The following is a 25,004-nucleotide window of genomic DNA, read 5'->3' on the forward strand; positions in this document are numbered from 1 at the left end:
TGCCAACCCCGGACACGGGCAACGGACGTAGGATGCCGATGAGCGCAGCGAATCGCATCAAGAGGGCGCTTATTGTCCCGTGAACGGTGCGTTTCGCGATGCTCAACGCACCCTACGACGGTCTAAGACGAGTTCCCCAGCCACCGCCGCAGGCCGCCACTGCGGCGGATCTGGTGCTGGCTGGCCGCAACCAGCGTGCCCGCGCGTGGCTCCAGCAGGCTGAACCAGCGGCTGGCGCGGGTGATGGCGGTGTAGGCCAGCTCGCGGGTCAGGATCGGGCTGTCCGCGTCCGGCAGCACCAGGGCCACATGCTCGAACTCCGACCCCTGGGCCTTGTGCACCGTCAGGGCAAATGCGGTCTCGATGGCCTCCAGGCGGTTGGGCAGCACCCAGCGCACGCGACCGCCGTCCCCGGCGGCCAGGAACGCCACCCGCAACACCGAGTCTTCGCCCTTGGTGGCATCCGAGTCCGCCTCCGGCTCGCCCCGCGCCAGCCAGGCCGGGACGGCGAGGGCGATCCCGATATCGCCGTTGATCAGCCCCAGCGCGTAGTCATTGCGCGTGACGATCACCGGGCGCCCCTCGACCCATTGTCCGCCGGCCCCGGGCCCGTCCATCCGTCCCGCATCCCCCGCGAGCAGTCCGCGCGCCTGCAAGGCCGCGGCGACGCGCCGGTTCAGCGTCTCCAGCCCCCACGGGCCGCGGCGCACCGCGCACAGGAGCTGGAACCGCCCGTGGGCCGCCAGCACGTCGCGCGCCCAGTCCTCCCAGGCCGCGCGCGGGGCCGCCGGGGCCGGCCGCGCCGCGCGCAGGCCCTCGAGATAACCCGCATAACCCACCGCCTCGCCCTCCGGCGTGTCCGCGCGCCCGTCCACCGCGAGATCCACCAGTGCCGGGTCCTCGGGCCCCGCGAGTACCTTTTGCCGGACGGCATTGTCCCCGTCCGGCCCATTCCATGCCTCGCCCGTGTTCACCGCCGCGGCCAACCGCCCGATCCCGCTGTCCGCGCCGAAGCGATGACTCTCCCGCAGCATCACGATGTGCTGGTCCAGCGCCTGACCGGCCGCATCCTGCATGGCCTGCGGCACGGCCATCCCGGTCACGGCCTCCAGCCGCTGCGCGGTCGACGGCGTGTAGTGCCCGCCCCCGGCGCGATGGCACAGCTCGCCCAGCACCGCGCCGGCTTCCACCGAGGCGAGCTGATCGCGATCGCCCAGCAGGATCAGGCGCGCGGTACGTGGCACGGCCTCGACCAGGCTCGCCATCAGCTCCAGGTCGATCATCGAGGCCTCGTCCACCACCAGCACATCCACCGCCAGCGGGTTGCGCGCCCCGTGGCGGAAGTGCCGGGTATCCGGGCGCGCCCCGAGCAGACGGTGCACCGTCACCACCTCGGCGGGCAGGTTCCGGCGCAGCGCATCGCCATCGGGCAGCTGGTCCAGCCCCAGGCGATCCAGCGCCCCGCTGACCGAGGCATTCAGGCGCGCCGCCGCCTTGCCGGTCGGCGCCGCCAGGCGGATGCGCAGCGGGTCGTCCGGACCCTGCAACCCCTGCAACAACGCGAGCAGTCGCAGCACGGTCGTGGTCTTGCCGGTCCCCGGCCCGCCGGTAATCACACTGAAGCCGGACCCGGCCGCCAGGGCGCAGGCCAGGCGCTGCCAGTCCGGGTCAGTGGCAGCCTCCGCCGGCGGTCCGAACAGATGGTCCAGCCAGTCCCGCGACGCCTGCTCGTCCAGCGCACCCTGCCAGGCCTCGCGGTCAGCCAGGCGCGCGCGGATGGCCTGGCCGATGCGGCGCTCGCTCTCCCAGTAGCGGCGCAGATAGACCTGCTCCCCGGTGTACACCAGCGGCGTTCCACCCGCCGCGCCCGGTCCGGCCAGGCCACTGTCCTGCAGGGCCTCCGCAACCTGCGCAACGGATACCCCCTGCAGTACCGACGAGGGTCGCGGCGGCGGCTTTGATCCCGGCTCGCCCTCCGGCGGCAGGGCCAGCGTGGCGTCGGGGGCCTGCAGCAATGCGTCCAGTTCCAGGCACACATGGCCGCGCCCGACCTGATGGCTGGCCAGCGCCGCCAGCAGCAGGGCCAGCGGCGACGCCGCCGGGGCCTGCTCGTGCAGGAAGCGCACCAGCGCCCGATCGACGCCGCGCAGCCAGCCCCCCTCCTCCCACTCGCGCAGCAGCTCGAGCACGGCCTCCGCCGAGGCCAGAGGGCCCGTGGGCATCACCGTGCTCATGCCGTCGCCTCCCGGTCCGGACCGGCCGCCATCCGGTGATCCAGCCATTCAATCAGTGCACGCGGCGGACAGTGGTGGAACACCCCGTGCCCCGGCGCATCCACGCCACGCAGGAACAGGTACACCCCGCCGCCCATGTGCTGGTCATAGTCGTAGCCCGGCAGGCGCGCAGCCAGCTGGCGATGCAGTGCCAGGGTATAGAGCACCAGCTGCAGGTCGTAGCGGTGTTCCAGCACCGCCGCCTGCAGGCGTTCCGGGGTGTAGGCCTGCGCCGAAGTCCCCAGCCAGTTGGACTTGTAGTCCGCCACGTAATAGCGCCCGCCGTGCTCGAAGACCAGATCGACGAATCCCTTCAACATCCCGTTCAGGGTCACGTTCCCCAGCGGCGGGCGCGGCTGTCCGGCCAGGATCTGCGCGCGCACCGCCTGATCCAGCTCGCCCGCCTGCAGGTTGCGTGTCGGATACAGGAACTCCAGCTCCGGCTGATAGGTGGTCAGGCCGCCCAGACTGAAATGTTCGCCGTCCTCCAGCGGGAAGGCGACCGCAAGCAACTGCTGCATCCAGTCCGCGACCGTCTCCGACCACTCGCTCCAGCCCCGCCGCTCGCAGCGTGTCGCGATCTCCTGCGCCATCCGTTCGGGATCTGCCGCCTGCGCGGCGAGCCCCTGCTCCGCCGCCCACTCCAGCAGCCCGTGGAGGAAGGTGCCGGGCCCGGGCCCGCGCGGGAAGGCATGCAGCCCACTGGCCGCGCGCGACTCGGGCTCCGGCGCCTCCAGCGGCGGCCGACTCGCATCCGCCACCCCCTCGCGCAGCACGTCCTCGCGCGCCGAGTCGGGGGCCACCGGCGCGACCCCCTCGTCATGCGCGGCAATCGCACTGTAGCTGGCCACCCACCAGCGCTCGAAGCGGCGCGTCGGCGGCACCCGGGCCGGCCCCGTCGCGGTCGTGGCACTGCCCATCTGCGCGGCCACCGCGCGCGCCTCCGGCAGGGGGCCCACATGAATCGCCGATGCGTCGCCGGCTGCATCCCGCAGCGCGGCCTCCAACCCGCCGTCCTGCACCCCTCCGGGTCCGGCCAGCAGATACCCGGCCGCGGTGCGGTCGAAGTGATTGGTCTTGCTGTTTCCGGAGACGATCGGCGCAATCCCCAGCCAGCAGGCATGCCGCGCGCGGGTCATGCCGACATACAACAGGCGCAGGTCCTCGGCCAGGCGCTCGCGCTCGGCGCGCTCGAACACCTCGCCGTCCATGCGGAATACCCAGCGCGCCCCACCCTGCGGCGGATGGTCGCGGTAGGGCACGTCCTTGGCCGTATCCGTCTGACGGAAATTGCAGACGAACGGCAGGAACACCAGCGGATACTCCAGCCCCTTGGACTTGTGCAGCGTAACCACCTTGACCAGGTCCTCGTCGCTCTCCAGACGCAGGACCTGGTCCTCCCCGGTCTCGCCTTCGCCGCCGCGATGTTCCGTCAGGTGCCGGATCAGCGCCTGCTCGCCATCCAGCTCGGCGGCCGCCTGCTGCAGCAGCTCGCTCAGATGCAACAGATTGGTCAGGGCACGCTCGCCCTCGGCCGTGGCACGCAGCCGGCGCGGGACCTCGAAGTCGTGCAGCAGGCGGCGCAGCATCGGCAACACCCCGCGCGACTGCCACAACCGCCGATAGTCGCGGAACTGCTCGACGCGGACCTCCCACGCCAGCTCGTCCAGCGTCAGCCGATGCAGTTCGGCCAGCGACTGCCCCAGGGTCGCGGTCGCCAGCGCCGCGCGCAGCAGGCGTTCACTGGTCGGCTCGGCGCAGGCCCGCAACCAGCGCAGCAGGTCTCCCGCCTCGGCGGTCGCATACACCGACTCGCGATCGGACAGGTACACACTGCGCACACCCCGCCGGCGCAGCTCCGCACGGATCGCATCCGCCTCGCCACGCCCGCGCACTAGCACCGCCATGTCGCGTGGCCGTACCCCGGTCAATGCCTCACCTTTGCGGAAGCCACAGCGACCGGCCATCCCGCCGTTGAGCAGTTCCACCATGTAGCTGGCGCAGGCCTGCGCCATGCGCTCGCGATAGGCGCCCTTGGGCACCGGCTCGCCCGGATCAAAGCACCACAGCGTGACGGCCGGCATCGCCTGTCCATCGTTCTCGAAGGCCTCCGCACGCCCGTTCGCGTCCACCGGCAGAAACGGCAAGGGGTTCTCCGTTCCCGAGCGGAACAGGAAGGCCCCGTCCTGCCAGCCCTCGGCATGCTGGAACAGCCGGTTCACGCCCTGCACCAGGGCATCGGTCGACCGGAAGTTTCGCTCCAGCGTGTAGTGCCGCCCGGCGGTGGCCGCGCGCGCGGCGAGATAGGTATGGATATCCGCCCCGCGAAAGCGATAGATCGACTGCTTGGGGTCGCCGATCAGCAGCACGCCCAGATCGCGCGGGTTCTCGTCGATGCGGTAGACGCGGTGGAAGATCCGATACTGCACCGGATCGGTATCCTGGAACTCGTCGACCAGCGCCACCGGAAACTGGGCGCGCAGGGTCGCTGCCAGGTGTTCGCCGCCGGGTCCGTCCAGGGCGTCGCGCAGCCGGGTCAGCAGGTCGTTGAAACCCATCTGCGCGCGTTGACGCTGTGCCTGGCGAAACCGCGCGTCCACCTGCCGCGCGGCCGCCTGCAACAGGCGCTCGCGGTCGTCCACACAGACCTCGCCATGATCGTCCAGCGCCGCGAAGGCCGGATGCAGATCGTCCGGCAGCGCCTGCCCCGCCTTCAGCCGGGCCTGCATCCCGGCCGCGCTGAAACGCTCCAGGGGCGAGTCGCCGGAGACCCCGCCTGGCCGCAGTGCGCCGGGGTCCGCCGCCCAGTCGCGCATGGCCCCCAGCAACTTCTCCGGGTTGCTGTACTTCTGCTTGTTCAGAACCGAGTTGCGCAGCGTCTCGAACTGCTCGGCCACCGCCGCAAAGTCCTCGCGCCAGGGCCGCTTCATGGCCTCCAGCCGCGCCAGCCGATCGCCCAATGCAGCTGCCAAGCCTTCCGGCGTCTCCAGCTCCACATCCGCCGTGTGGGCCGGGAGATGCCCGACCAGCGGCCGGATCTTCTGCAGCAACGTGTCGGGATCAGCACCGAAGGCGTTGCGCAGCAGCGCCAGTGGCGCGGCCGGTTGCGGATAGACAAAACGGCGCCAGTAGTCGCGCGCCGCGTCCGCCAGCAACTCCTGCTGGTCGCTCGCCAGGTCCTGGGTGAACAGGCTCCCGCTGTCGAAGGCATGCTCGCGCAGCATGCGATAGCACCAGCCATGAATGGTGGAGACCGCGGCCTCGTCCATCCACTCCGCCGCCAGCTCCAGCCGGCGCGCCGCACCCGGGCGTTCCGCCTCGGCGTATTCGCCGCGCAACTGCAGGTGGATGTCCTGCACGCCCGGCACCGCGTCCGGGTCCTGCGCGCGGAACACGCGCGCGGCGATCGCCAGCGCGTCGCGGATGCGCTCGCGCAGCTCCTGGGTCGCCGCGTCGGTAAAAGTCATCACCAGGATCTGCGGTGGCGTCAGGGCATCAGTGCCCTCGGGCAACTCGCCGTGCCCCAGCACCAGGCGCAGGTACAGCGCGGCGATGGTGTAGGTCTTGCCGGTGCCGGCACTCGCCTCGATCAGGCGGCTGCCGTGCAGGGGCAGCCCCAGCAGATCCAGCTTGTGGGCGGTCGCGCTCATGCGGGGTCCTCCGCCTGATTCACCACGAAAAACACCGGCCGGTAAATCCGGTCGCGCCAGAAGGCAAAGTCCGGGTCGTCCAGCAGGGTCTCGGGGTCGGGCCAGGCACGCGCCAGCGCCGGGCTGCGCGACCATTCGCCGGCGGCGAAGTCATTCCCGGCCAGGGTCTTCAGCGCCTCGTCATACGGATCCTTCGATCCCTCCTCCGCCGCCGCGAGCCAGGCAAAGGCGGCGGCGCAGGCCAGCGGCAGCGGCCGCTCCTGGCCGGCCGCCCAGGCCTCAAGCAGCGTCCCCAGCAACTCCTCGGCCAGCCCCGGCTCCAGCCCCGGGAGCTCCAGGCGCTTGTCCAGTCCAACCAGTTCGGAGCCCACGCCACCCGCCCCTGCGTTCGCCAGCAGATGCATCACCCAGGGTGCCATCAGCTTGTCGAAGCGCCACTTCTTGCCATCACCAATGCGGCTCGCGGTGTAGTCGAGGCATACCCGCGCCTGCCCATCGCTGCGCAGGGCGGGTGGCACGGCCTCCAGGCCCCAGTGCTCGTGTTCCAGACGCAGGGGCCGCGCGGCCGGCAACGACTCGGGGTACAGCGCATAGCGCTCGCCGATCCGCTCCAGCAGCCGCGCGGCCTCCTCCACCATCGCGCCGCGCTCCAGCTCGCCTGCCGCACCCAGCGGCAGCCGGCCCGCGCGCTGCAGCCGGGCCGACTCCGCATCCAGGATGCTCGGCCAGGCCTCCGCGTCGTCGGTGGTCTCGAGTGCCGCCGCGACCAGTTGCTGACGCACCTGCCACTGCTCCAGCCCGGCCAGACCAAAGGGTTCCAGGTCGTCGCCGGCCTCTTCCTCCTCGTCGAAGAACACCCCCAGACGATGGCGGAAGAACGCCTCCACCGGGAAGCGCAGAAAGCGCGTCAATGCCTCCGGCCCCAGGGCGCGCGGCTCGCGCTCGGCCTCCAGCAACGGAACCGCCGCGGGGGCGCCACCAGCGGCATCCGCCGCAGCGCCCGGCGCCGCGTCGTGCACCGCCTCCCACTCCCGCGCGTAGGTAAAGTGCCGATCGCCGGCGGCGGCCGCCGCTGGGAAGTTCACCGGGGAGAACGGCTGCAGCGGGTGCCAGGTGGTCAGGTGGTCCACCAGGGCCGGGCCGGACTCCGGCCCGTCGGACCCGGCCAGCCCCCAGCCCGCCGCCAGGTGATCACGCAGCTGGCCCACCAGCACCGACGGCGGGCGCGGCTCATTGTCACGCACATGCCGCCCTACCCAGCTCACATGCAGCTGGCGCCGAGCGGAGAGCAGCGCCTCCAGGAACAGGTAGCGATCGTCCTCGCGCCGCGAGCGATCGCCCGGGCGGTAGTCGTTCGCCATCAGGTCGAAGTCCACCGGCGTCGGGCTGCGCGGATAGTCGCCGTCGTTCATCCCCAGCAGACAGACCACCTGGAACGGGATCGCGCGCATCGGCATCAGGGTGCAGAAGTTCACCTGCCCGGCCAGGAAGCGCTGACCAACCCCGGAATCGTCCTGGCTCGCCAGCCACTGCTCGCGCACCACCGCCAGCGGCAGGGCCTCCTCCAGGCCGGCCGCCGCGCAGTCCTCGCGCCATTGATCCAGGGCCTCGCCCAGTTGCTCCAGGGTGAACAGCTCGGCATCGGTCTCGGCCGCGAGGAACTGCTCCAGCAGCCCGCCCAGATGCACGGCCCAGTCTGCCGGCGCATGCGCCTGGCGCAGCCACGCCCAGGCATCCTCCAGGGCGGTGATCAGGGCGTCCATCGGCCCCAGCAGCGCGGCACTCAGCCCGCCGATCTCGTCGTAGGGCTCCAGGCCCTGCCACGGACCCTGGTCGCCCAGCGCATAGCCCAGCAGCATCCGCCGCAGGCCGAAGCGCCAGGTGTTCTGCTCCAGCCCCTCGGGCAGGCCCAGCCCGGCGCGCTGCGCGGCATCCAGCCCCCAGCGCACGCCCGACCCCTCGGCCCAGCGGTGCAGCTGGCCCAGGTCCTCTTCCGCAATCCCGAAGCGCCGGCGCACCGCCGGCACGTCCAGCAGGTCCAGCAGCTCGCTGACGCCCATCCGGCTCTCCGGCAGTGACAACAACTGCTCCAGCGCGATCAGCACCGGATCGCGACCGCGCGGCCCCTGGTCCGACAACGTGTACGGGATAAAACGCGGATCATCGGTCTCCGGCTGGCCGAACACCGCCTCGATGTGCGGGGCGTACTGATCGATGTCCGGCACCATCACGATCACGTCGCGCGGGCGCAGCGACGAGTCGCGCTCGAAGTGATCCAGCAGCCGGTCGTGCAGCAGCTCCACCTCGCGCAGCGGGCTGTGCGCCACCTGGAACTGGACGGAACGGTCCTCCGCCGGGACCGCGGGCCAGGCCGCCCGTGTCTCCGCGAGTGGGCGCAGCTCGCGGATGTCCTCCTGCAGCTGGTGCAGCACGCAGTCCTCCGGCCCGCGCGTACCGTGCGGCTCGAAGACGTCCACGCGCTCCCAGTCCAGCGTGCGCAGCACCCGGCCGTAGTGTTCGGGGTCGTCGTGTTCGTCGAGCAGCCCGATGTAGTCGCGTCCCTGCTTGCCCCAGGCCGCCAGCAGCGGGTGGGCGTGGTTGTGCAGCTCCGCCTCGTCGAGGGCCTCGGGCATGCCTGCCTTGCGCGCCTGGCGCCGGCGCGTGGCGCGCAGCAGGTCCTTGTCGGCCACGATGTCGGCCCAGTAGTGCTCGCAGGGGTTGTGCACGCAGACCAGCACCTGGCAGAAGCGCGCCAGGCCCTCCAGCGCCTCCAGGATCTGCCCCGGCAGCGAAGAGATGCCGAACACGATGATCCGCCGGGGCAGGCGCGCCGGGCGCTGCTCCAGCGCGCGCACCGCCTCCATGTACCGGGCATGCACGGCCGAGCGGCTGACCGCCTCCCGCGCCACACCGATATCCGCCTGCAGCAGGCGCCACAGCTCGGCCTGCCAGCGCTGCCCTGGGGCCAGCTCGCGCTCCTGCCCGCGGGCGTCGCGCAGGATGTCGCGTCCGGCCGCCCAGTCGGTCAGCCAGTCGGCGCGGTACACCTGGTACTGATCGAACAGGTCCGCCAGGCGTTCGGCCAGCTGGAAACGCTTGCGCAGGTCGCCCCCCTGCCCCGGATCGTCGTCCTGCAGGAACTGGCGCAGCGGTGCAAAGGCCTCCTGCGCCAGGCACTCCGGCAACAGGCGCATCAGCCGCCAGGTGAGCGGCCGCTTGGCGTAGGGCGATTCCAGCGGAACGGCCTCGGCCCCCAGGACCGCACGATAGGCGGACCACACGAAGCGGGACGGCAGCTGCATGTCCAGCGCCGCCGCGATCCCGCAGCCCGGCGGGTCGGCATCCGGCGGCGCGGCCAGGGCATGCCGCAGCCACTGCGCCATGCCGTTGCTCTGCACCAGGATGGTCTCGTTCTCCAGCGGACCGAGCGGCGCACGGCGCATCCACTCCACCGCCAGCGTGCGCAGCGACTCCAGGTGATTGCCATGCAGCACCACCATCCCTGGCTGCAACTCGCGCGACTCCACCAACCCGGCTCCTTGATCCGTTCAGGAAATGCCACGCATGGCCTCAAGGCCCGCGTGGTCCAGATGCGCCTACCCTACCATCCCCAGGCGACGATCCACGTCGCGCCCGACACGCAACCCGGCAGGGCCCATCCGGTCCGCCGCTGACCCGCCGCGCGCATCGAACCCAGCCCCCGGGTATGCTGTGCCCGCCATTTTTGTCGGAGACTGTTCGTGACCGAGTTGCAAGCCGGCCTGGGCCTTCTGGTCTTCATTGCGATCGCGTGGCTTTTGAGCGAGCACCGGCGGTCATTCCCCTGGCGGCCGGTACTGGCCGGACTGGCCCTGCAATTCGGGATTGCCGCGCTGCTGCTGAACGTGCCGGGCATGCAGCACCTGTTCCTGTGGGCCAACGAGGCGGTGATCGCCCTGACCGACGCGACGCGGGCCGGGACCACCTTCGTCTTCGGCTACATCGGCGGGGACGAACCCCCATTTGCGACCGAAGGCCATGGCAGCACCTTCGTACTCGCCTTTCAGGCCCTGCCGCTGATCCTGGTCCTGAGCGCACTCTCGGCGCTGCTGTTTCACTGGCGCATCCTGCCGCTGCTGATCCGCGGCGCATCAAGGGTACTGCAGCGCGCCTTCGGGATCGGCGGCGCCCTGGGCGTGGGCACCGCGTCCAACGTGTTCCTCGGCATGGTCGAATCCCCGCTGGTCATCCGTCCCTATCTGCGGGAGATGACCCGCAGCGAGCTGTTCGCGCTGATGGCCGTCGGCATGGCCACCCTGGCCGGCACCATGCTCGTGCTCTACGCCACCATCATCAACACGGCGCTGGACGATGCCCTGGGCCACCTGATCGTCGCCTCCCTGATCAGCCTGCCGGCCGCACTGCTGGTTGCCACGGTGATGATTCCGCCCACCGCACCCTCGACTGCGGGCGAGTTGCTGCCCGAACCGGAACCCGCCAGCAGTTCGATGGATGCCATCACCCGCGGCACCCTGCGCGGGCTGGAACTGCTCCTGCAGATCGTCGCGCTGCTGATCGTGGTGATTGCGCTGGTCGCACTGGTCAACGTCATGCTCGGTGCGTTGCCGGAGGTGGCCGGGGCGACGCTCAGCCTGGAGCGCATGCTGGGGTGGGTCTTCGCGCCGCTGGCCTGGCTGATGGGCATCCCCTGGAACGAGGCGGTCACCGCCGGCTCCCTGCTCGGGGTAAAGACCATCCTCAACGAAATGGTGGCCTTCCTGCATCTGGCCGAACTGCCGCGCGACGCCCTGTCCGCGCGCAGCGAGCTGATCCTGATCTACGCCCTCAGCGGGTTCGCCAACCTCGGCAGTCTCGGCATCCTGATCGGCGGGCTGGGCGCACTGGTCCCGGAGCGGCGCAGCGAGATCGTTGCCCTCGGCATCCGAGCCATCGTGGCCGGCACCCTGGCCACGCTGATGACCGGGGCCGTGGTCGGCATCCTGCACCTGCCCGGGGTCTAGTAGCCCGACGCGAGGCCCGCAACGGGCTCGCCAGACGGGCCGCTGCACCATCATCCGGAGTCGCCCCGTGGACGACCTATTGAGAGATCACACCTAGGGTGAAGGCGTGCCGGGAGCGCTGGTCAGCAAGGCCTCGAACTCGAGCGCCGGCACCGGGCGGCTGGCGTAGAACCCCTGATAGTGGTCGCAGCCCAGCTCGCGCAGAACCGCGAGCTGCTCGGCGGTCTCCACGCCTTCCGCCAGCACGGTCAGCCCAAGGCCATGGCCCAGGCCAACGATGGAGCGGGCAATGGAGCGATCGTCCGCGCTGCCGGCCGCATCGTCCTCGGCCAGGCCGTCGACGAAGCTCTTGTCGATCTTGAGCGTGTCCACCGGGAAACGCTTGAGCTGTGCCATGGAAGAGTACCCGGTGCCGAAGTCGTCAATCGCAAAGTGCACCCCGCGCTCGCGCAGACGCTGCAGGATGCGCCGGGCGCGGCTCGGGTCCGCCATCAGCGCGGACTCGGTGATCTCCAGCTCCAGCTGATCCGCCGGGAACTCGAAGTCCTCCAGCAGCTGGCCCACCTGCTGGTCGATCGGCACCCGCTGGAATTGCAGCGCCGAGACGTTCACCGCCAGGCGGATCGGCGGATAGCCCGCCGCGCGCCAGCGATGGCCCTGCTCGATCACCCGCCGCAGCACCCAGCCCCCCAGCTCCACGATCAGGCCGGTCTGCTCGGCCAGCGGGATAAAGCGCCCCGGCGAGATCGGACCCAGCTCGGGATCGGTCCAGCGCAACAGCGCCTCCGCCCCCAGCAGACGCCCGTCCTCGACGTTGTACTGTGGCTGGTAGTGGACCTCCAGCGCATCCGCCTCGATGGCGCGGCGCAGGCGCGCCGACAGGTCAATGCGCTCGCGTGCCGCACGGGTGAACTCGTCGGAGTAATACCGATAGCTCCCGCGCCCGTCCATCTTCGCCTGCGACAGCGCGGTACTCGCCTGCTGCAACAGGGTGTCGGCATCCACCCCATGGTCGGGGAAGACCGCGATGCCAACCGTCGCGGCAATCTCCATCTCCACGCCGTTGCCGAGATCACAGGGGTAACCCACCTCGCGGATGATGTTCTCCGCCACCAGCGCGGCGTCGTCCACATGCCCCAGGTTCTCCACCAGCACCGCGAACTCGTCGCTCGCCAGGCGGGCAACGGTATCGGTCCCGCGCCGCCCCACCTGCAGGCGCTCACCGACGATCTTCAGCAAGCGGTCGCCCGCGGCGTGGCCCTGGCTGTCGTTGATGTCCTTGAAGCGGTCGATATCCACGAACAGCAGCGCCAGATGCCCCTGGCGGCGTCGCATCAACGAGATGCCGTGCGTCAGGCGTGCGCGCAGCAAGCGGCGATTCGGCAGCTCGGTCAGCGGATCGTGATGCGCGAGGAAGTCGAGCTCCGCCTCCGACGCCTTGATCCGCGAGATATCGGCGAACACCGATACGTAATGTGTAAGGTGGCCCTGCTCGTCGCGCACCGCGGTAATGCTCTGCAACTCCGGGAAAATCTCGCCGTTCTTGCGTCGGTTCCAGATCTCGCCCTGCCAGTGACCGTTCACCTGCAGCTCGCGATACAGGTTGGTGTAGAACGCCTGATCGTGGCGCCCCGACTGGAACATCTTCGGCGTGCGCCCCACCACCTCGTCCTGGGTGTATCCCATCAACTGGGTAAAGGCCCGGTTCACCGACAGGATGTGGGCGGTGGCATCCGTAATCACCACCCCTTCTCGGGTGTTCTCGAACACCACCGAGGCCAGCCGCTGCCGCTCTTCCTGTTCGCGCTGTTCGGTGATGTCCTCGACCGTCGCCACCACCCGGTCCAGCTCGCCCTGCGGCGTGCGGCTGCACTTCACGTCGATATCCGCGACCATCACCCGCCCGTCGCGGCGCAGCAGGCGCTTCACCACGCTATAGCCCGGACGGTCGCCGCGGCGCATCTCGGCGTCCAGCACCGCCTCGCAACCACGATCCTCGGGTATGGCCAGGCGGTCCCAGTCCATCGCCGCCAACTCGTCCGGCGCATAACCCAGCATGTCGGCCAGGCATGCATTCACGCGTTCCCAGCCCTGACCCCGCGGTCCGGAAATCGCCATGCCGACAAACGGCATATCGAAAAAGATCCCGAGCAGCCGATCTTGATCGGCGTGAGCCCGCACCAGAGCCAGGTTGCGCCGCAACCACTGCTGACGCCACAGCAACGCCCCCGCCCCGAGCACGACCAGCCAGACGAACAGCGTGGCCCCGGCCGCCCACGCCCCCTGCTGCCGTGGCAGCGCCTGAAGCGCGTCGAGATCGCGCTTCAGCACCAGATCCCAGCCAGCGGGTGCCAGCCCCTGTACACCGGCAAGGAACGGACTATCCCCATCCTCAAAGCGCTCGATCACAACCTCGGCACGGGGATGATCCAGGACCCGTTCGCGCAGCCGGGGGAAGGCCGCAGGCGCCGGGATAATCAGGCCTCCGGACTCGGTGATCCGGGCAATCATGGCGCGCTGATCGCCCTCGCGCACCACGATATGCGCCTGGGCATCCATGCCGTTGCGATTCTCGGTCAGGGTCAGCAACGGATGCAGGTTTTCGAGCGTCGAAGACAGCAGCACCAGTCCCACCACCGGATCCTGCGGCGCCGCCCGGTCACGCACCGGCACTGCCCAGCTGATCCGCGGGCGCCGGTCCGGGTCCGCGTGCAGGATCGGCTCACTGGTCTCGCCACTGCGCCGCACCTCGCGCAGCACCGCGTCCATCGCGGCCTCGTCGAGGGCACTGCGGCCCAGTTCGATCACCGGCTGACGATCCGCGTCCAGCAGGGCCACGCTGTCGTAATCATAAGCCGTGCGCATCAGTTCCAGGCGATCGAGCACCTGCTCCAGCGCCAGCGTCGAGCGCCGCTCGAGGGCCGTTACCGCGAACAGGTTGAAGCCCCGCGCCTCGCCCAGAACCATCGCGTCGCCGGTACGCTCCGCCAGCCATTGGTCAATCACTCCGCCCTTCAAAAAAGCCGCGCGTTGCAGGTCCTCACGCGCCTGCGACTCGGCGGCGGCCCCCTGCAAGTGCCACGCGCCCAGCCCTACGCCTGCGGTGGAGGCGATCACCGCCACGGCCAGCACCAGCCAGGGCCAGGAGCCGAAACGCGCCAGCTCCTCGCCCGCACCCGTACCCGGCGCCTCGTCGCGCCAGGCCGGCAACCAGCGCATCGCGAGATAAAGCAGCGCCCCGGAGACCAGCACGAACCCAAAGCCCTTGCCCAGGTTCACCCGTGTCAGGGCGGTCGTGATGTCCGCCCCCGCCCACCAGGCCAGCGCCACATCGGACAGGGCAATCCACAACAGCCCCAGCACGACATAGGTGCCCGCAATCCACCCGGCCGCGAAGCGCCGCGACACCTGACGCCGAGTCGTCATCGGCGGTGCCCGCACGCGCTCGACGCGGACGCAAAAAAGCGCCGCGCCCCGTTTCCGGCTGGCGCGGCGCCCCATCGGGCCGAATCACTGTTAGTCGCGTCGTTTCTCGTCAATGCCAACGGCATCTGCATCGGGGGGCACCCCGTCTCCATTCAAGCGTTCATTGCACATTCCAGGGGAACCGGCGGGCTGTCATCCCCGCGGCCCCAACAACAAGGGACCCGCCGAAGCGGGCCCCACTGCACCGGGAACATCAGATCCAATCCAGCCTGCCGCCCGGTCTGCAATACTGGACTGTACCGGATTGCGTTACTCGGCGATGGCCCGCTCGATAATTGCCTCGATCTCGTCGGAAGACTTCTCCATCACTTCGGCCACGCCTTCCGGCATCATCGGCAGGAAATCCGGCACGTTCATCCGCGAGATGAACACGTCGCCCTGGCTGTCCTGATAAATGCTTACCCGGCAGGGCATGAAGGCGGAAACCGGCCGATACGCATCCTCTTCCAGGATCTGCGCGCTGTAGCGCCCGCTGCACACGTCCAGGATCACCACCGGATCAATGGTGAAACCGCGCTCGGACAGCGTCCCGGCCATGTTGTTGCGGTTCAGGATGCTCCAGCCGGCCTCGGACGCCTCGCGCTCGAACGCGGCCAGGGTTTCCGGGAACGAATGCGGGCTCTGCGTCACCTTCACCATCTCCGGCTGCTGATGGCCATGGTTATCGGCCTGCGCCGCACCGACAAACGTCAGCGCCAGCAGCATCGCCACCAGTGCGAGGAACCGCGGGCCGTGGCGCATGGTCATCACTTTAGAATGCATCATGGTTTCTCCTTTCCCGGGAAGCGGGAATGCTCGTGAAAGGCTGCCTCTTCGGTACGTTGGAGGCAGCAACGGTTATACAGGATAGCGCCCAACGAGCCCGGCTATCTTGATGCAGGTCAACCGAACACGAATCAGACCCGTTCTACACGGGTACAACCGACATCACCAACATCGCAACCAGGAGATCGACATGGAAGCCACACTGAAGGACGGAACGGTCACCCTGAAGATCGACAAGAAGACCGCGAAGGGCATCGCCGAAAACATCACCGAGCTCGAAGGCGAGATCAGCAACGGCGCGCGGGCACTGGGCTCCGTGCTGCAAGACGGCATATACGAGCTGGAAAACGAATTCCGCCAGCCGCCGCATGCCTTCGACGAGCAGGCCCCCAAGCAGCCCTCCATCGAGGACTGAGCCCGCCGCCGCAAAGGCATCATCGACTCACCACAAGACCCTAAGGAGCAGCACATGCACCTGGAAAAAGCGGAAAACGGGGAACTCGTCATCACCATGCCCCAGGCGGAAGCCGCCGACGCCCTGGCCACGCTCAAGAAGCGCGCCGACGACCTCGACGAATGCGAGGAGCTAACCGAAGCCCTGGAAAACGCCGGCATCCAGCTACCGGAGCAACCGGACCACATCCGCCACGAATACATGCCCCCCGCCGACCACTAAACCAGGCGCCGCCCCAACCTGTAGGAGCCCAGCCCCCTGGGCGATATGGGCCTAACCAACCCCCAATCGCCGAGAGGCTCGGCTCCTACACGGCCCGGAGCCACAGAAGGTCCAAGACCCAACACTTGTGGGAGCGGCCCTGGCCGCGAAGCCCGCGCCACAGCCGACCATTGCACACCCCCAGATCCTTCCTCGCGACCACGATCCCTAATCCCGTCATCGCGAGGAGAAAAGCGACGCGGCGATCTCCTCGACCCACCCCAAACGCCAGCCCGTTACCCCAGCCGTAATACCCGGCACGCAATTAAACTCCGAGACCTCGAATCACCCGAGAAAAGCCAGCAGCGGCGCCTTCCACCCATCGGAAAGCCACCTCTCCGTCACAAGACCCAGAAAGAGAAAGAGCCACCTCGGCGTCCATGCCCAGGCGGCTCTTTCGGGGACTTCCTTGTCCCCGCGGCAGAAATTATCACAGCGACAAAATTATTCCATTCACACACCCGGAAAATCCGTCAGCGGTCGATTTCCACCCCTGAGCGGTCATTTCGCCTCCCGTCCCAGCCCGTGATTCGCACCCCAACGCCCTTATTCCGCCCCTATTGACCGACCCACCGCGGCACCCGAACCCCCGAGGTCATCCCACCAGGGCGCCAGGCCTGAACACTGCATCCCAAAGCCGCCTCCCCCCTCGTCAATCCGGAGCGCCCCCTCGTCATCGCGAGGAGCAAAGCGACGTGGCGATCTCCTCGAGCACCCCAAGCGCCCGCCCATTACCTGCGACCGTAGCGGCCCCACCCGACATCCCGGCCGCAACCCCACCACTACAACGTCACCCCGGCCGCAGCGCAGCGAAGAGCCGGGATCTCCAGCGCTGGATCCACCCAATGCCCAACAATCCCGCATCGCCGCCGAAGAACCAACAGTCGCAGGCCAACCTGCCCGAAAACCGATCTACCTTCACCACACCCAGAAAGAGAAAGAGCCACCCCAGCATCCTTGCCCGGGCGGCTCTTTCGGGAACGTCCATGTCCCCGCGACAGAAACTAGCACATAAAGTAGAGGATCCCAGCCCCGCAGCAGAAAAAGCCGCCAACGGTCGATATCGGCCGGTCAGCGGTAGATTCTCATCATCTCAGCGTCCCACACACGACTGACCCTACCAGTTTCTCTGATCAGCATCCCGGAATCGCAGACGCCAAGCCCCCGTCCCGAAGCACACGCAACCGTGGCCGGAGACCAAGCACCACCCTACCCCGTCATCCCGGCCGTCGCGCAGCGAAGAGCCGGGATCTCCCCGTCGGGCAGCCGCCGAACGCCGGTGCCACCATCTACACCTGAGATCCAGGACAACCGATACAACCGAAACCCCGAACGCATCACCATCTCTCAAATGACCGTAATTGACCCATATGATGAATGCGCACATTCTATGCGCATCGTATATAAACAGACCGGGAGCCACCATGAACCTCATGCCCTACAACACCGACGCCCCGCGCAAGGCCACCAACCTCACCGTCAATTCCGACCTTCTGGCTCAGGCGCGTGAACTGGGCATCAACCTCTCGGCCCTTTTCGAGCAGCAGTTAGTCCAGGCCGTGCGAGAAGCGCGCCGCGATGCCTGGATCGCCGAGAACCGCCAAGCCCTGGCCGAATACAACCAGCGTGTTGCCGAGCGTGGCAGCTTCGGTGACCGCGCTCGCCGCTTCTGATGGCCCAGTTCTCGGTCCACCGCAACCCATCCGCCGATACCGCATCCTGGGTACCGTACCTGCTGGTACTCCAGAACGACCTGCTCGCGGAGATCAGCACCGTGGTCGTGGCCCCGCTGATACACGCGGAGTCATTTGGCCTCCCCGCCCACATCCTCAACCCCGCCTTCACTATCGAAGGTCACCGGGTGGTATTGTCCACCGCCGAGCTTGCCGGGGTCTCCCGGACCACGTTAGGCGAAGAAGTCCTCTCCCTCGGCGGCGAACGAGACACCATCATGGCCGCCTGCGACTTCCTGTTTACGGGCATCTGATCGAGACCCACGCGCCGCCCATCTGCTCTGTGCCCGCCTCTTCAAGGTGACAATCCACCTGTGTCCGTTTCCTTCCCACGAGAGGCCCGCACGTCTCCGCATCCCTGTATTCGCTCAGAGCCGATCCTACAAAAGCAGCCGAAACCAGAACCTCATGGCCTCGATATTGACCAAACCTTCCGTCATCCCGACCGCAGCGCCCCCATCCCGTCACCCCGGCCGCACCACCACCCCGTCATCCCGACCGCAGCGCCCCCATCCCGTCACCCCGGCCGCACCACCACCCCGTCATCCCGGCCGCAGCACCACCCCACACCGTCATCCCGGCCGTAGCGCAGCGAAGAGCCGGGATCTCCCACGCCGGACCAACACCAAACACCAGTTCAATCACCCACGCCAGAGACCCCGGATAACCGCAACGCGTTTTCCAGGATGACGAAGGATGGAGATATGGCTTTTCGACGGTGCCGGAAGCCGAAGAGAGGGACGTGATGCGGCTGCTAGACAGCAAAGGACGCCGCGCTCGGTTTGAGGGGCCCGACCAACGCCGGATCGGCCAGAGGGCTGGCCTCCTGTAAAACCGGTGGCCCGAACCTTCAGGAGGTCAGGCCCGATCCTCCAGATGCAGTCGGAGCCGACGCCCCGTGGCCTCCGCATACCGGCAAAGGGTCTTCCAGGTAGGGGCCGACCGGCCACCCTCCAGCCGCGCCACCACCGACTGCGTGGTCCCCATGCGTCGGGCGACTTCTGCCTGGCTGAGGCCCGCCCTGGCGCGCGCGTCGAGCAGCGCCTCGATGAACTCGAACTCCGGCCCCAGCTGCTCATACTCGCGGCGTACCTCCGAGTCTTCCAGCAGCTCGGCTTTCAGTTCCTCATGGGTCTTCATCACAGATACTCCTCCCACCGCTTCCTGGCTGTCTCAATCGCCCGACGCGGGGTCTTCTGGCTTTTCTTCACGAAGGCATGCAGAACAACTACCTCGCGTGAAGCTGCGCAGACATAAAGGGCCCGAGCAATCCCGTCACGCCCCTTCAGCCGCAACTCCCAGATCTTGCCCTCCACCTGCCGCGCATGGGGCATACCTAACACCCCCGGGCCGTGGTCCTGAATCACATCCACCAGCCGCAGATAGCGAGCCTGGAGATCCGGCGGCAGCGCCCTAATCTCCTTCTCGGCGAGTGGCACGACACGCACCTTCCATGGAGTATATCGCATTTTTGCTATCTTCCTTCGCCATCCATGGCGTAATACCGCCCCCGAAGCCACTCAAGCCGCAGCGCCCCCAACCCCGCCATCCCGGCCGTAGCGCCGCCCCGTCATCCCGGCCGCAGCGCCACCACTACAATGTCATCCCAGCCGCAGCACCGCCCCACACCGTCATCCCGTCCGCAGGGCCGCCCCACCCCGTCATCCCGGCCGTAGCGCAGCGAAGAGCCGGGATCTCGCACGCCGGACAAACACCAAACGCCAGTACAACCCACTTACGCCAGAGATCCCGGATAACCGCGGCGCGGTTTCCGGGATGACGACGCATGGGACCTGGCTGTGAGGTAGTGCGGTAACCCACACTCCGACCCTACGGCCGAACCCGGTCCCCCGATCCGCGCCCCAGCACCGTCAGCACCAGATACCGGAAGTACGCCCGGACCGTCAGGGCATCCAGCATCTGCCGGTCCACCTCGGCCAGTTCGCGCGGCGTGGACATATCGATCCCGCGAATCTGCGCCAGCCCGGTAATCCCCGGTCGCGCATCCAGCACTCCGCGCGCCGCCCGCTCCTGCAGCAGCTCTTCCTGGTTGAACAGCCCCGGCCGCGGCCCCACCAGGCTCATCTCGCCCTTCAGCACATTCCACAACTGCGGCAGTTCATCCAGCTTCGTCTTGCGCAGAAAGCGCCCCAGGGGCGTCACCGCCGAGGCCTCGGCCAGATGCGTCGCCACCGACGCCGTATCCGGCCGCATCGTTCGGAACTTCACCAGCACAAACGGCCGCTGATGCCGCCCCACGCGCTCCTGCCGAAACAGCGGCGAACGCGTATCCATCCAGCCCAGCAACCACAGCACCAGCAACACCGGCGCCGCCACCACCAGCCCCAACACCGACAACACCACATCCAGAACCCGTATCAAAACACCCTCATCCTTATCGCCAAATGTGGAGCCGGGCCCTCTCGGCGAACACCCGAAAAAGCCCCCGTCATCTCGACCACAGCACCCTCACCGTCATCACGACGAGGAAAGCGAAGCGGCGATCTCCAAGTTCAACCCCCAAAGCCGGCCTTACCTCAATCGTGGGGGCGACCCTGGCCGCGAAGCCCCCGCCAAAGCCCGAAAACCACCAACCCTCAACGCCGCAACGTTCCCACCACCCACCGCGCTACCACCACCTGGTCATCCCGGCCGCAGCGCAGTGGAGAGCCGGGATCTCCCACGCCCACATCACCCCCAAAACGAAAAATCCCGAGCAACCGCGACACGGCTCCCGGGATGCTCATTACTCATACCACTACACCGACTCACAGCAGCCTCCGCACCGAACTCCAACCCTGTTCTGGGCCTATTGTGGGAACGGGCTCGCCCGCGAAGCCCCCGCCAAAGCCAGAAAACCACCAACCCCGGGGAAACAGTGCTCCGCGCACACAGCCGCCCCGGGCAAAACTTGCACGCCAGCCAGGCGCAGCCAGCGCGTCGATGGATCAATCCCTGGCTAGGCAGGCGGACCGGTTTCGGCCGAACGCCGGGCTCGCTCCAGAATCCGCGGCGCAACGAACAGCGCCACCATACCGAACAGGTCGAGTGTCCCAATAATGCCAGCCGCAACCGCACTGAAGGGCGCAATCGCAACCGCCGCACCCAAGCCCGCAACCGCAATGATCACTCCATAGCGTTGGCCTCGGCGGTCTTTTTCGATAGCGCCTTCCAGGCCGCGCTCCCGCACTCGGAGCGCGTGCATCTGCTCATCCACCGCCATCTGCACGATGGCGCGGCGAGTCGGCTCGTCAAAACGATTCAAGAGATCAGGGTGCGGCAATGGTCCGCTATATGATTCATGCCGCGTTGCCGCCATCACCAGCTCCGGTGGCCCGGCAACCAAAAGATCGGCGAGCCGCCGTTGCTCCTCCGCCGACAGGGAACCGGCCTCCAGCCTGTCCACCAATGCCACGAACGTACCGCCATTTTCGCTGGCGGCATCTGGCGGGTCCTCAGGTAGGCCCTCCGTCGGCCGATCGCTCATCCGTCATCTCCCTTCCCTGGCTGGATTCCACGCGCTCAATCCCTGCGCGCAACCGATCGCCCGCATAGGCCCAATGCAACGCCATACGCTGCTGTAGGGAACCAGCGGGCATAAATGCCGAGTAATCATGCGAAGGCCAAAAGTCCATCACCGACCCGGCGGCCAGCCACATCCTTCCAGTACTTCGCTGTCTCGTCTTCACCTTTTCACCACCATTGCTTCGATACCTGCCACAAGCCCATCTTGGCCCAGCCCGCCGCCACGTACAAATGCACCCGCCCCACCATCCACAACCCGCCCTCGCACCCGGCGTGCCCCCTACATTGTGGGAGCGGGCCTGCCCGCGAAGCCCCGCCAAAGTCCGAAAGCCACCAATCACACCCTCATTACCAGGAGACACCCCAACCACCCCGTCATCGCGAGGAGCCAAGCGACGAAGCGATCTCCAGAGCCAACCCACGCGGCCGATCCATCATCGGCGGCCGCAGCACCACCCCGTCATCCCGGCCGCAGCACCACCCCACCCCGTCATCCCGGCCGTAGCGCAGCGAAGAGCCGGGATCTCCCACGTCGAAGGCACACCAAACGCCAGCGCTACCACCTACGCACGAGATCCCGGCTCTCCGCTGCGCTACGGCCGGGATGACAGCAGGACCGTAAGCCAGCGGCATAGGGTGCTCGAAGCCCCAGCAAGGGCATTCCCGGTACATCCCCTATTCACGGAACGATTGGCCAGGCGATACACTCGAACATATAATCCCACTTATATGCTTAGCAGGAGGAATGTATGGGCCAAATCACCATCTACCTCGACAATGACCACGAACAGCGCCTCAAGCGCGCAGCTCAATCGGCCGGCATCCCCGTCAGCCGCTTCGTCGCGCGGCTGGTAGAAGAAAACACCCGAACCGAGTGGCCCGACTCCGTCCGCACCCTGGCCGGTCAATGGAATGACTTCCCCACGGCCGAGGAACTGCGCGACACGCCCCCGGACAGCCCCCGCAAAGCACTGTGAAATACGCCCTGGACACCAACACCCTGATCTATTTCTTCAAGGGTCAGGGCAAGGTCGCCGAAAACCTGCTGGCCACAGCACCCTCCGACGTCCTCGTTCCCGCCATTGTGGTGTACGAACTCGAAACAGGCATCGCCAAGTCCAGCGAGCCCGAAAAACGCCAAAAGCAGCTGGCCGAGCTACTCGATGTCGTCACCGTCCTCCCGTTTGACCGACCCACCGCCAGCCATGCCGCCCGCATACGCGCCCACCTCGAGCAACAGGGCACACTCATCGGCCCCATGGACACACTGATCGCCGCCACCGCCCTCGCCCACAACGCGACCCTCGTCACCCACAACGTAGCCGAGTTCCAACGGGTCCCCAGTCTCCCACTCACCGACTGGTTCACCTGACCCGCAAGCCCCTCCGGCCATCCCGACCACACCCCACTACAACCCGTCATCGCGAGGAGCAAAGCGACGAAGTGATCTCCAAAGCCAACCCCCGCAGCCGATCCATCATCGGCGGCCGCAGCGCCACCCTACCCCGTCATCCCGGCCGCAGCGAAGCGAAGAGCCGGCATCGCGCACGGATGGGATTCCACAGCCACTGTGCTATCGCTGGACGGTGGAGATCCCGGATAACGGCTTCGCCGTTTCCGGGATGACCCGGGAGGTTAATCCTGCGAGGCGACGGAGCAGGCAGTCTCCGTGGTAACCCCTTGCCGTCATCCCGGCCGCAGCACCACCCCACACCGTCATCCTAGCCGTAGCGCCGCCCCACCCCGTCATCCCGGCCGCAGCGCCACTCCACCCCGTCATCCCGGCCGTAGCGCAGCGAAGAGCCGGGATCTCCCACGCCAGGACACACCAAACGCCGGAGTCACCACCCACTTACGAGACCCCGGATAACCACTCCACAGTTTCCGGGATAACGGCCAACAACAAAATCCTCTCCGCCCCAGTGTTGCCCCTACTAAGGATGCGCCAATCACCTATGAATGCGAACGTGCACATTCAGAGACATCTCCCTACACTGGGATGCATGAGCAATCGCCCCGAAATCGATCGCATTCGTGCAGTGTTGCGACACCATCACGAGCTGGAGCTAGCCATTCTGTTCGGATCCCTGGCGAGCGGAAAAATGCACCCACATAGCGATGTCGACCTGGCCGTCAGCGCGGGAGCGCCGCTTCCAGCCACCACGCGCATCGCGCTCATCGAAGAAATTGCCTCCACCACCGGGCGTCCCGTGGACCTTGTGGACCTCACCCAGGCCGGCGAACCCTTACTGGGCGAGATCGTCACACGCGGCATCCGCCTGACCGGACAAGACGAGGCCCACGCGCGCTTCCTCACGCGCCACTTGCTCGACCAGGCCGATTTTTCCCCCTACCGCGACCGCATTCTGGCCGAACGGAGACAAGCGTGGATCGCCGGGTAATCGAACAAAAGCTCGAAACGCTGCGCTATTGCGTCCAGCGGGTCGCGCAACGTTGCCCCGATGACCCCAACCAGCTCCAGCAAGATCCGGATAAACAGGACATCATCGCCCTGAACCTGCCCCGCGCGGTGCAACAATGTGTCGACATTGGAGCCCATCTCGTGACCGCGCTCGAGCTACCACCTCCGGACACCATGGGCGAGACGTTCGACCGTCTCGCTGAAGGCGGCAACTTTGAAGCGAGCTTGGCCGACCGGCTCAAGAACGCCATCGGCTTTCGCAACATCGCAGTCCATAACTACGAGCGCATCAACTGGGAGATCGTCCACGCCGTGTGCTCACGCCACCTCGACGACTTCCGGACCTTTGCACGCACAGTCAACGAGCGCCTCTAAGTCACCCTTCAACCAGGTGCAACCATCGATTGGCACGAGCAGCCCCCGTAGGAGCCGCCTCGGCGGCGAAGCCCCCGCCAAAGCCCGAAAACCACCAACCCTACCGCCGCAACGGCGCCACCGCCCGCCTCAACCCCTCATCCAGCGAAACCGGCGGCACCCACCCCAGCACCTCCCGCGCCTTCGAAGCATCCACCTGCAACGAACCCAACAACCGCCGCGCCATCTCCCCCTTGCCCAGCGCCGCTGCCCCGGCCCGCAACATCCAAACCGGCACCGGCACCAACCGCGCCGGCCGCTCCAGCGCATCCCCCACCTTGCGCAACAACCCGGCCGTGGACACATCCTCCCCATCCGCCACCAGAAAGGTCTCCCCTGCCGCAGCCGGATGCTCCAGACACGTCACTATCAGATCCACAAGATTATCCAACGCCACCAACGAGCGCCGGTTCTGCGTCGCCGCACCCAGCGGCAACGGCACCCCCTTGTGCACCCAGCGCAGCAGACTGCCAAAGTTTCCGGGCGCGCCAGGCCCGTATACGAGCGGCGGACGAATAATCACCAGCTCCATACCCGTCTCCGCAGCCAACCCGCGAAGGCCGTCTTCCGCCTCTCGCTTGGACACCGCGTAAGGCTCCTGCGGAGAAGGTGGATCCCCTTCGGTTAAAGGGCGCACCGTCTCGTTTCCATTCACCCCAATGGAACTCACAAACACAAACCGGCGCACCTTGGCCTCCGCCGCCTGGCGCGCCAGCCGCAGCGTGCCTTCCACATTCACCCGACGGAACGCCTCCAGTGGGTCCGTCCCTGGCTCGTCGAGCACATGAACCCGGGCTGCCAGGTGGACTACTGCCTCCATTCCAGCTAGCGCATCACCCCAATCCGTCGCGCCATCTATCGAACCCACCATCACGGGCTCGAACGAACCAGCAGCCGCCACCTCGCTCCGCAACGCACCACGAACAGCCACGCCGTCGGCATCAAGCCGGTCCACCAGCCCCGACCCGACGAACCCCGTCGCGCCGGTCACCAACGCGCGCATCAACATGCCCCTCGACGC

The 25,004-nt window shown here is 67.6% G+C and carries 19 protein-coding genes; 9 read left to right on the forward strand and 10 right to left on the reverse strand.

The window, feature by feature from the left end; translation table 11 throughout:
• Positions 1–122 precede the first annotated feature (122 nt).
• The 3 genes from recD to recC are packed head-to-tail and all read right to left on the reverse strand — an operon-like array spanning position 123 to position 9,423.
• Positions 123–2,234 carry an exodeoxyribonuclease V subunit alpha gene (gene recD / locus D579_RS0108985; RefSeq protein WP_018951782.1) on the reverse strand — a complete coding sequence of 704 codons (2,112 nt, stop codon included), beginning with the start codon at positions 2,232–2,234 and terminating at the stop codon, positions 123–125.
• Complete coding sequence (gene recB, locus D579_RS0108990) at positions 2,231–5,923, reverse strand: exodeoxyribonuclease V subunit beta (protein ID WP_018951783.1); 3,693 nt, start codon at positions 5,921–5,923, stop codon at positions 2,231–2,233. Before recB ends, recD begins: the two co-directional genes overlap by 4 nt.
• The gene (gene recC / locus D579_RS0108995) at positions 5,920–9,423 is read right to left on the reverse strand and encodes an exodeoxyribonuclease V subunit gamma (RefSeq protein ID WP_038050323.1); all 3,504 of its coding nucleotides are present in this window, start codon (positions 9,421–9,423) and stop codon (positions 5,920–5,922) included. The genes recB and recC overlap by 4 nt, the downstream gene beginning before the upstream one ends.
• A 240-nt stretch (positions 9,424–9,663) precedes the next feature.
• Here recC and D579_RS0109000 point away from each other — a divergent pair, with 240 nt between their 5' ends.
• Entirely contained in the window at positions 9,664–10,923 is a 1,260-nt protein-coding gene (locus tag D579_RS0109000) for a NupC/NupG family nucleoside CNT transporter (RefSeq protein WP_018951785.1), read from the forward strand.
• A 93-nt stretch (positions 10,924–11,016) separates the two neighbouring features.
• On the opposite strand, the gene D579_RS0109005 is transcribed toward D579_RS0109000, so the two are convergent.
• Complete coding sequence (locus tag D579_RS0109005; RefSeq protein WP_018951786.1) at positions 11,017–14,349, reverse strand: bifunctional diguanylate cyclase/phosphodiesterase; 3,333 nt, start codon at positions 14,347–14,349, stop codon at positions 11,017–11,019.
• A gap of 309 nt (positions 14,350–14,658) precedes the next feature.
• A complete protein-coding gene (locus D579_RS0109010) occupies positions 14,659–15,156 on the reverse strand; it encodes a DUF302 domain-containing protein (protein ID WP_018951787.1) in 498 nt (165 codons plus the stop codon).
• Between the two features lie 208 nt (positions 15,157–15,364).
• Here D579_RS0109010 and D579_RS0109015 point away from each other — a divergent pair, with 208 nt between their 5' ends.
• From D579_RS0109015 to D579_RS0109035, 4 genes are all read left to right on the forward strand, one after another.
• Positions 15,365–15,589 carry a hypothetical protein gene (locus tag D579_RS0109015; RefSeq protein ID WP_018169561.1) on the forward strand — a complete coding sequence of 75 codons (225 nt, stop codon included), beginning with the start codon at positions 15,365–15,367 and terminating at the stop codon, positions 15,587–15,589.
• Positions 15,590–15,643: 54 nt separating this feature from the next.
• Positions 15,644–15,850, forward strand: coding sequence for a hypothetical protein (locus D579_RS0109020; protein ID WP_018937789.1), 207 nt, complete (start codon positions 15,644–15,646; stop codon positions 15,848–15,850).
• Between the two features lie 1,463 nt (positions 15,851–17,313).
• Complete coding sequence (locus tag D579_RS0109030; RefSeq protein WP_018949712.1) at positions 17,314–17,562, forward strand: type II toxin-antitoxin system CcdA family antitoxin; 249 nt, start codon at positions 17,314–17,316, stop codon at positions 17,560–17,562.
• Positions 17,562–17,876: a CcdB family protein gene (locus tag D579_RS0109035; protein ID WP_018145905.1), complete on the forward strand. Its 315-nt coding sequence runs from the start codon at positions 17,562–17,564 to the stop codon at positions 17,874–17,876. The genes D579_RS0109030 and D579_RS0109035 overlap by 1 nt, the downstream gene beginning before the upstream one ends.
• Before the next feature lie 604 nt (positions 17,877–18,480).
• Here D579_RS0109035 and D579_RS0109040 read toward each other — a convergent pair.
• From D579_RS0109040 to D579_RS0109055, 4 genes are all read right to left on the reverse strand, one after another.
• Complete coding sequence (locus D579_RS0109040; protein WP_017926249.1) at positions 18,481–18,762, reverse strand: helix-turn-helix domain-containing protein; 282 nt, start codon at positions 18,760–18,762, stop codon at positions 18,481–18,483.
• Positions 18,762–19,061 carry a type II toxin-antitoxin system RelE/ParE family toxin gene (locus D579_RS0109045; protein ID WP_231376853.1) on the reverse strand — a complete coding sequence of 100 codons (300 nt, stop codon included), beginning with the start codon at positions 19,059–19,061 and terminating at the stop codon, positions 18,762–18,764. Before D579_RS0109045 ends, D579_RS0109040 begins: the two co-directional genes overlap by 1 nt.
• Positions 19,062–19,452: 391 nt before the next feature.
• The gene (locus tag D579_RS0109050; RefSeq protein ID WP_018951790.1) at positions 19,453–20,004 is read right to left on the reverse strand and encodes a sugar transferase; all 552 of its coding nucleotides are present in this window, start codon (positions 20,002–20,004) and stop codon (positions 19,453–19,455) included.
• A gap of 577 nt (positions 20,005–20,581) precedes the next feature.
• Positions 20,582–21,109 (reverse strand): hypothetical protein, encoded by a 528-nt coding sequence (locus D579_RS0109055; protein WP_018951791.1) that lies wholly within the window; start codon positions 21,107–21,109, stop codon positions 20,582–20,584.
• Between the two features lie 787 nt (positions 21,110–21,896).
• On the opposite strand from D579_RS0109055, the gene D579_RS0109060 reads away from it, so the two are divergent.
• From D579_RS0109060 to D579_RS0109080, 4 genes are all read left to right on the forward strand, one after another.
• The gene (locus D579_RS0109060) at positions 21,897–22,124 is read left to right on the forward strand and encodes a hypothetical protein (protein WP_018951792.1); all 228 of its coding nucleotides are present in this window, start codon (positions 21,897–21,899) and stop codon (positions 22,122–22,124) included.
• Entirely contained in the window at positions 22,121–22,519 is a 399-nt protein-coding gene (locus D579_RS0109065) for a type II toxin-antitoxin system VapC family toxin (RefSeq protein WP_018951793.1), read from the forward strand. Before D579_RS0109060 ends, D579_RS0109065 begins: the two co-directional genes overlap by 4 nt.
• A 631-nt stretch (positions 22,520–23,150) precedes the next feature.
• Positions 23,151–23,549, forward strand: a complete 399-nt coding sequence (locus D579_RS0109075) for a nucleotidyltransferase family protein (RefSeq protein WP_018951795.1) — start codon at positions 23,151–23,153, stop codon at positions 23,547–23,549.
• A complete protein-coding gene (locus tag D579_RS0109080) occupies positions 23,534–23,944 on the forward strand; it encodes a DUF86 domain-containing protein (protein WP_018951796.1) in 411 nt (136 codons plus the stop codon). The genes D579_RS0109075 and D579_RS0109080 overlap by 16 nt, the downstream gene beginning before the upstream one ends.
• A gap of 100 nt (positions 23,945–24,044) precedes the next feature.
• Here D579_RS0109080 and D579_RS0109085 read toward each other — a convergent pair whose 3' ends face one another.
• On the reverse strand, positions 24,045–24,992 hold the full coding sequence (locus D579_RS0109085; protein WP_018951797.1) for an SDR family oxidoreductase: 948 nt from the start codon (positions 24,990–24,992) through the stop codon (positions 24,045–24,047).
• Positions 24,993–25,004 lie beyond the last annotated feature (12 nt).

Source organism: Thioalkalivibrio sp. AKL12, assembly GCF_000377925.1.
GTDB classification, from domain to species: Bacteria; Pseudomonadota; Gammaproteobacteria; order Ectothiorhodospirales; family Ectothiorhodospiraceae; genus Thioalkalivibrio; species Thioalkalivibrio versutus.

Coding starts and splice junctions, on each gene's coding strand:
- recD (WP_018951782.1), bottom strand. CDS start 2,234: ATGAGCACGGTGATGCCCACGGGCCCTCTGGCCTCGGCGGAGGCCGTG.
- recB (WP_018951783.1), bottom strand. CDS start 5,923: ATGAGCGCGACCGCCCACAAGCTGGATCTGCTGGGGCTGCCCCTGCAC.
- recC (WP_038050323.1), bottom strand. CDS start 9,423: ATGGTGGTGCTGCATGGCAATCACCTGGAGTCGCTGCGCACGCTGGCG.
- D579_RS0109005 (WP_018951786.1), bottom strand. CDS start 14,349: ATGACGACTCGGCGTCAGGTGTCGCGGCGCTTCGCGGCCGGGTGGATT.
- D579_RS0109010 (WP_018951787.1), bottom strand. CDS start 15,156: ATGACCATGCGCCACGGCCCGCGGTTCCTCGCACTGGTGGCGATGCTG.
- D579_RS0109015 (WP_018169561.1), top strand. CDS start 15,365: ATGGAAGCCACACTGAAGGACGGAACGGTCACCCTGAAGATCGACAAG.
- D579_RS0109020 (WP_018937789.1), top strand. CDS start 15,644: ATGCACCTGGAAAAAGCGGAAAACGGGGAACTCGTCATCACCATGCCC.
- D579_RS0109030 (WP_018949712.1), top strand. CDS start 17,314: ATGAACCTCATGCCCTACAACACCGACGCCCCGCGCAAGGCCACCAAC.
- D579_RS0109035 (WP_018145905.1), top strand. CDS start 17,562: ATGGCCCAGTTCTCGGTCCACCGCAACCCATCCGCCGATACCGCATCC.
- D579_RS0109040 (WP_017926249.1), bottom strand. CDS start 18,762: ATGAAGACCCATGAGGAACTGAAAGCCGAGCTGCTGGAAGACTCGGAG.
- D579_RS0109055 (WP_018951791.1), bottom strand. CDS start 21,109: ATGAGCGATCGGCCGACGGAGGGCCTACCTGAGGACCCGCCAGATGCC.
- D579_RS0109060 (WP_018951792.1), top strand. CDS start 21,897: ATGGGCCAAATCACCATCTACCTCGACAATGACCACGAACAGCGCCTC.
- D579_RS0109075 (WP_018951795.1), top strand. CDS start 23,151: ATGAGCAATCGCCCCGAAATCGATCGCATTCGTGCAGTGTTGCGACAC.
- D579_RS0109085 (WP_018951797.1), bottom strand. CDS start 24,992: ATGTTGATGCGCGCGTTGGTGACCGGCGCGACGGGGTTCGTCGGGTCG.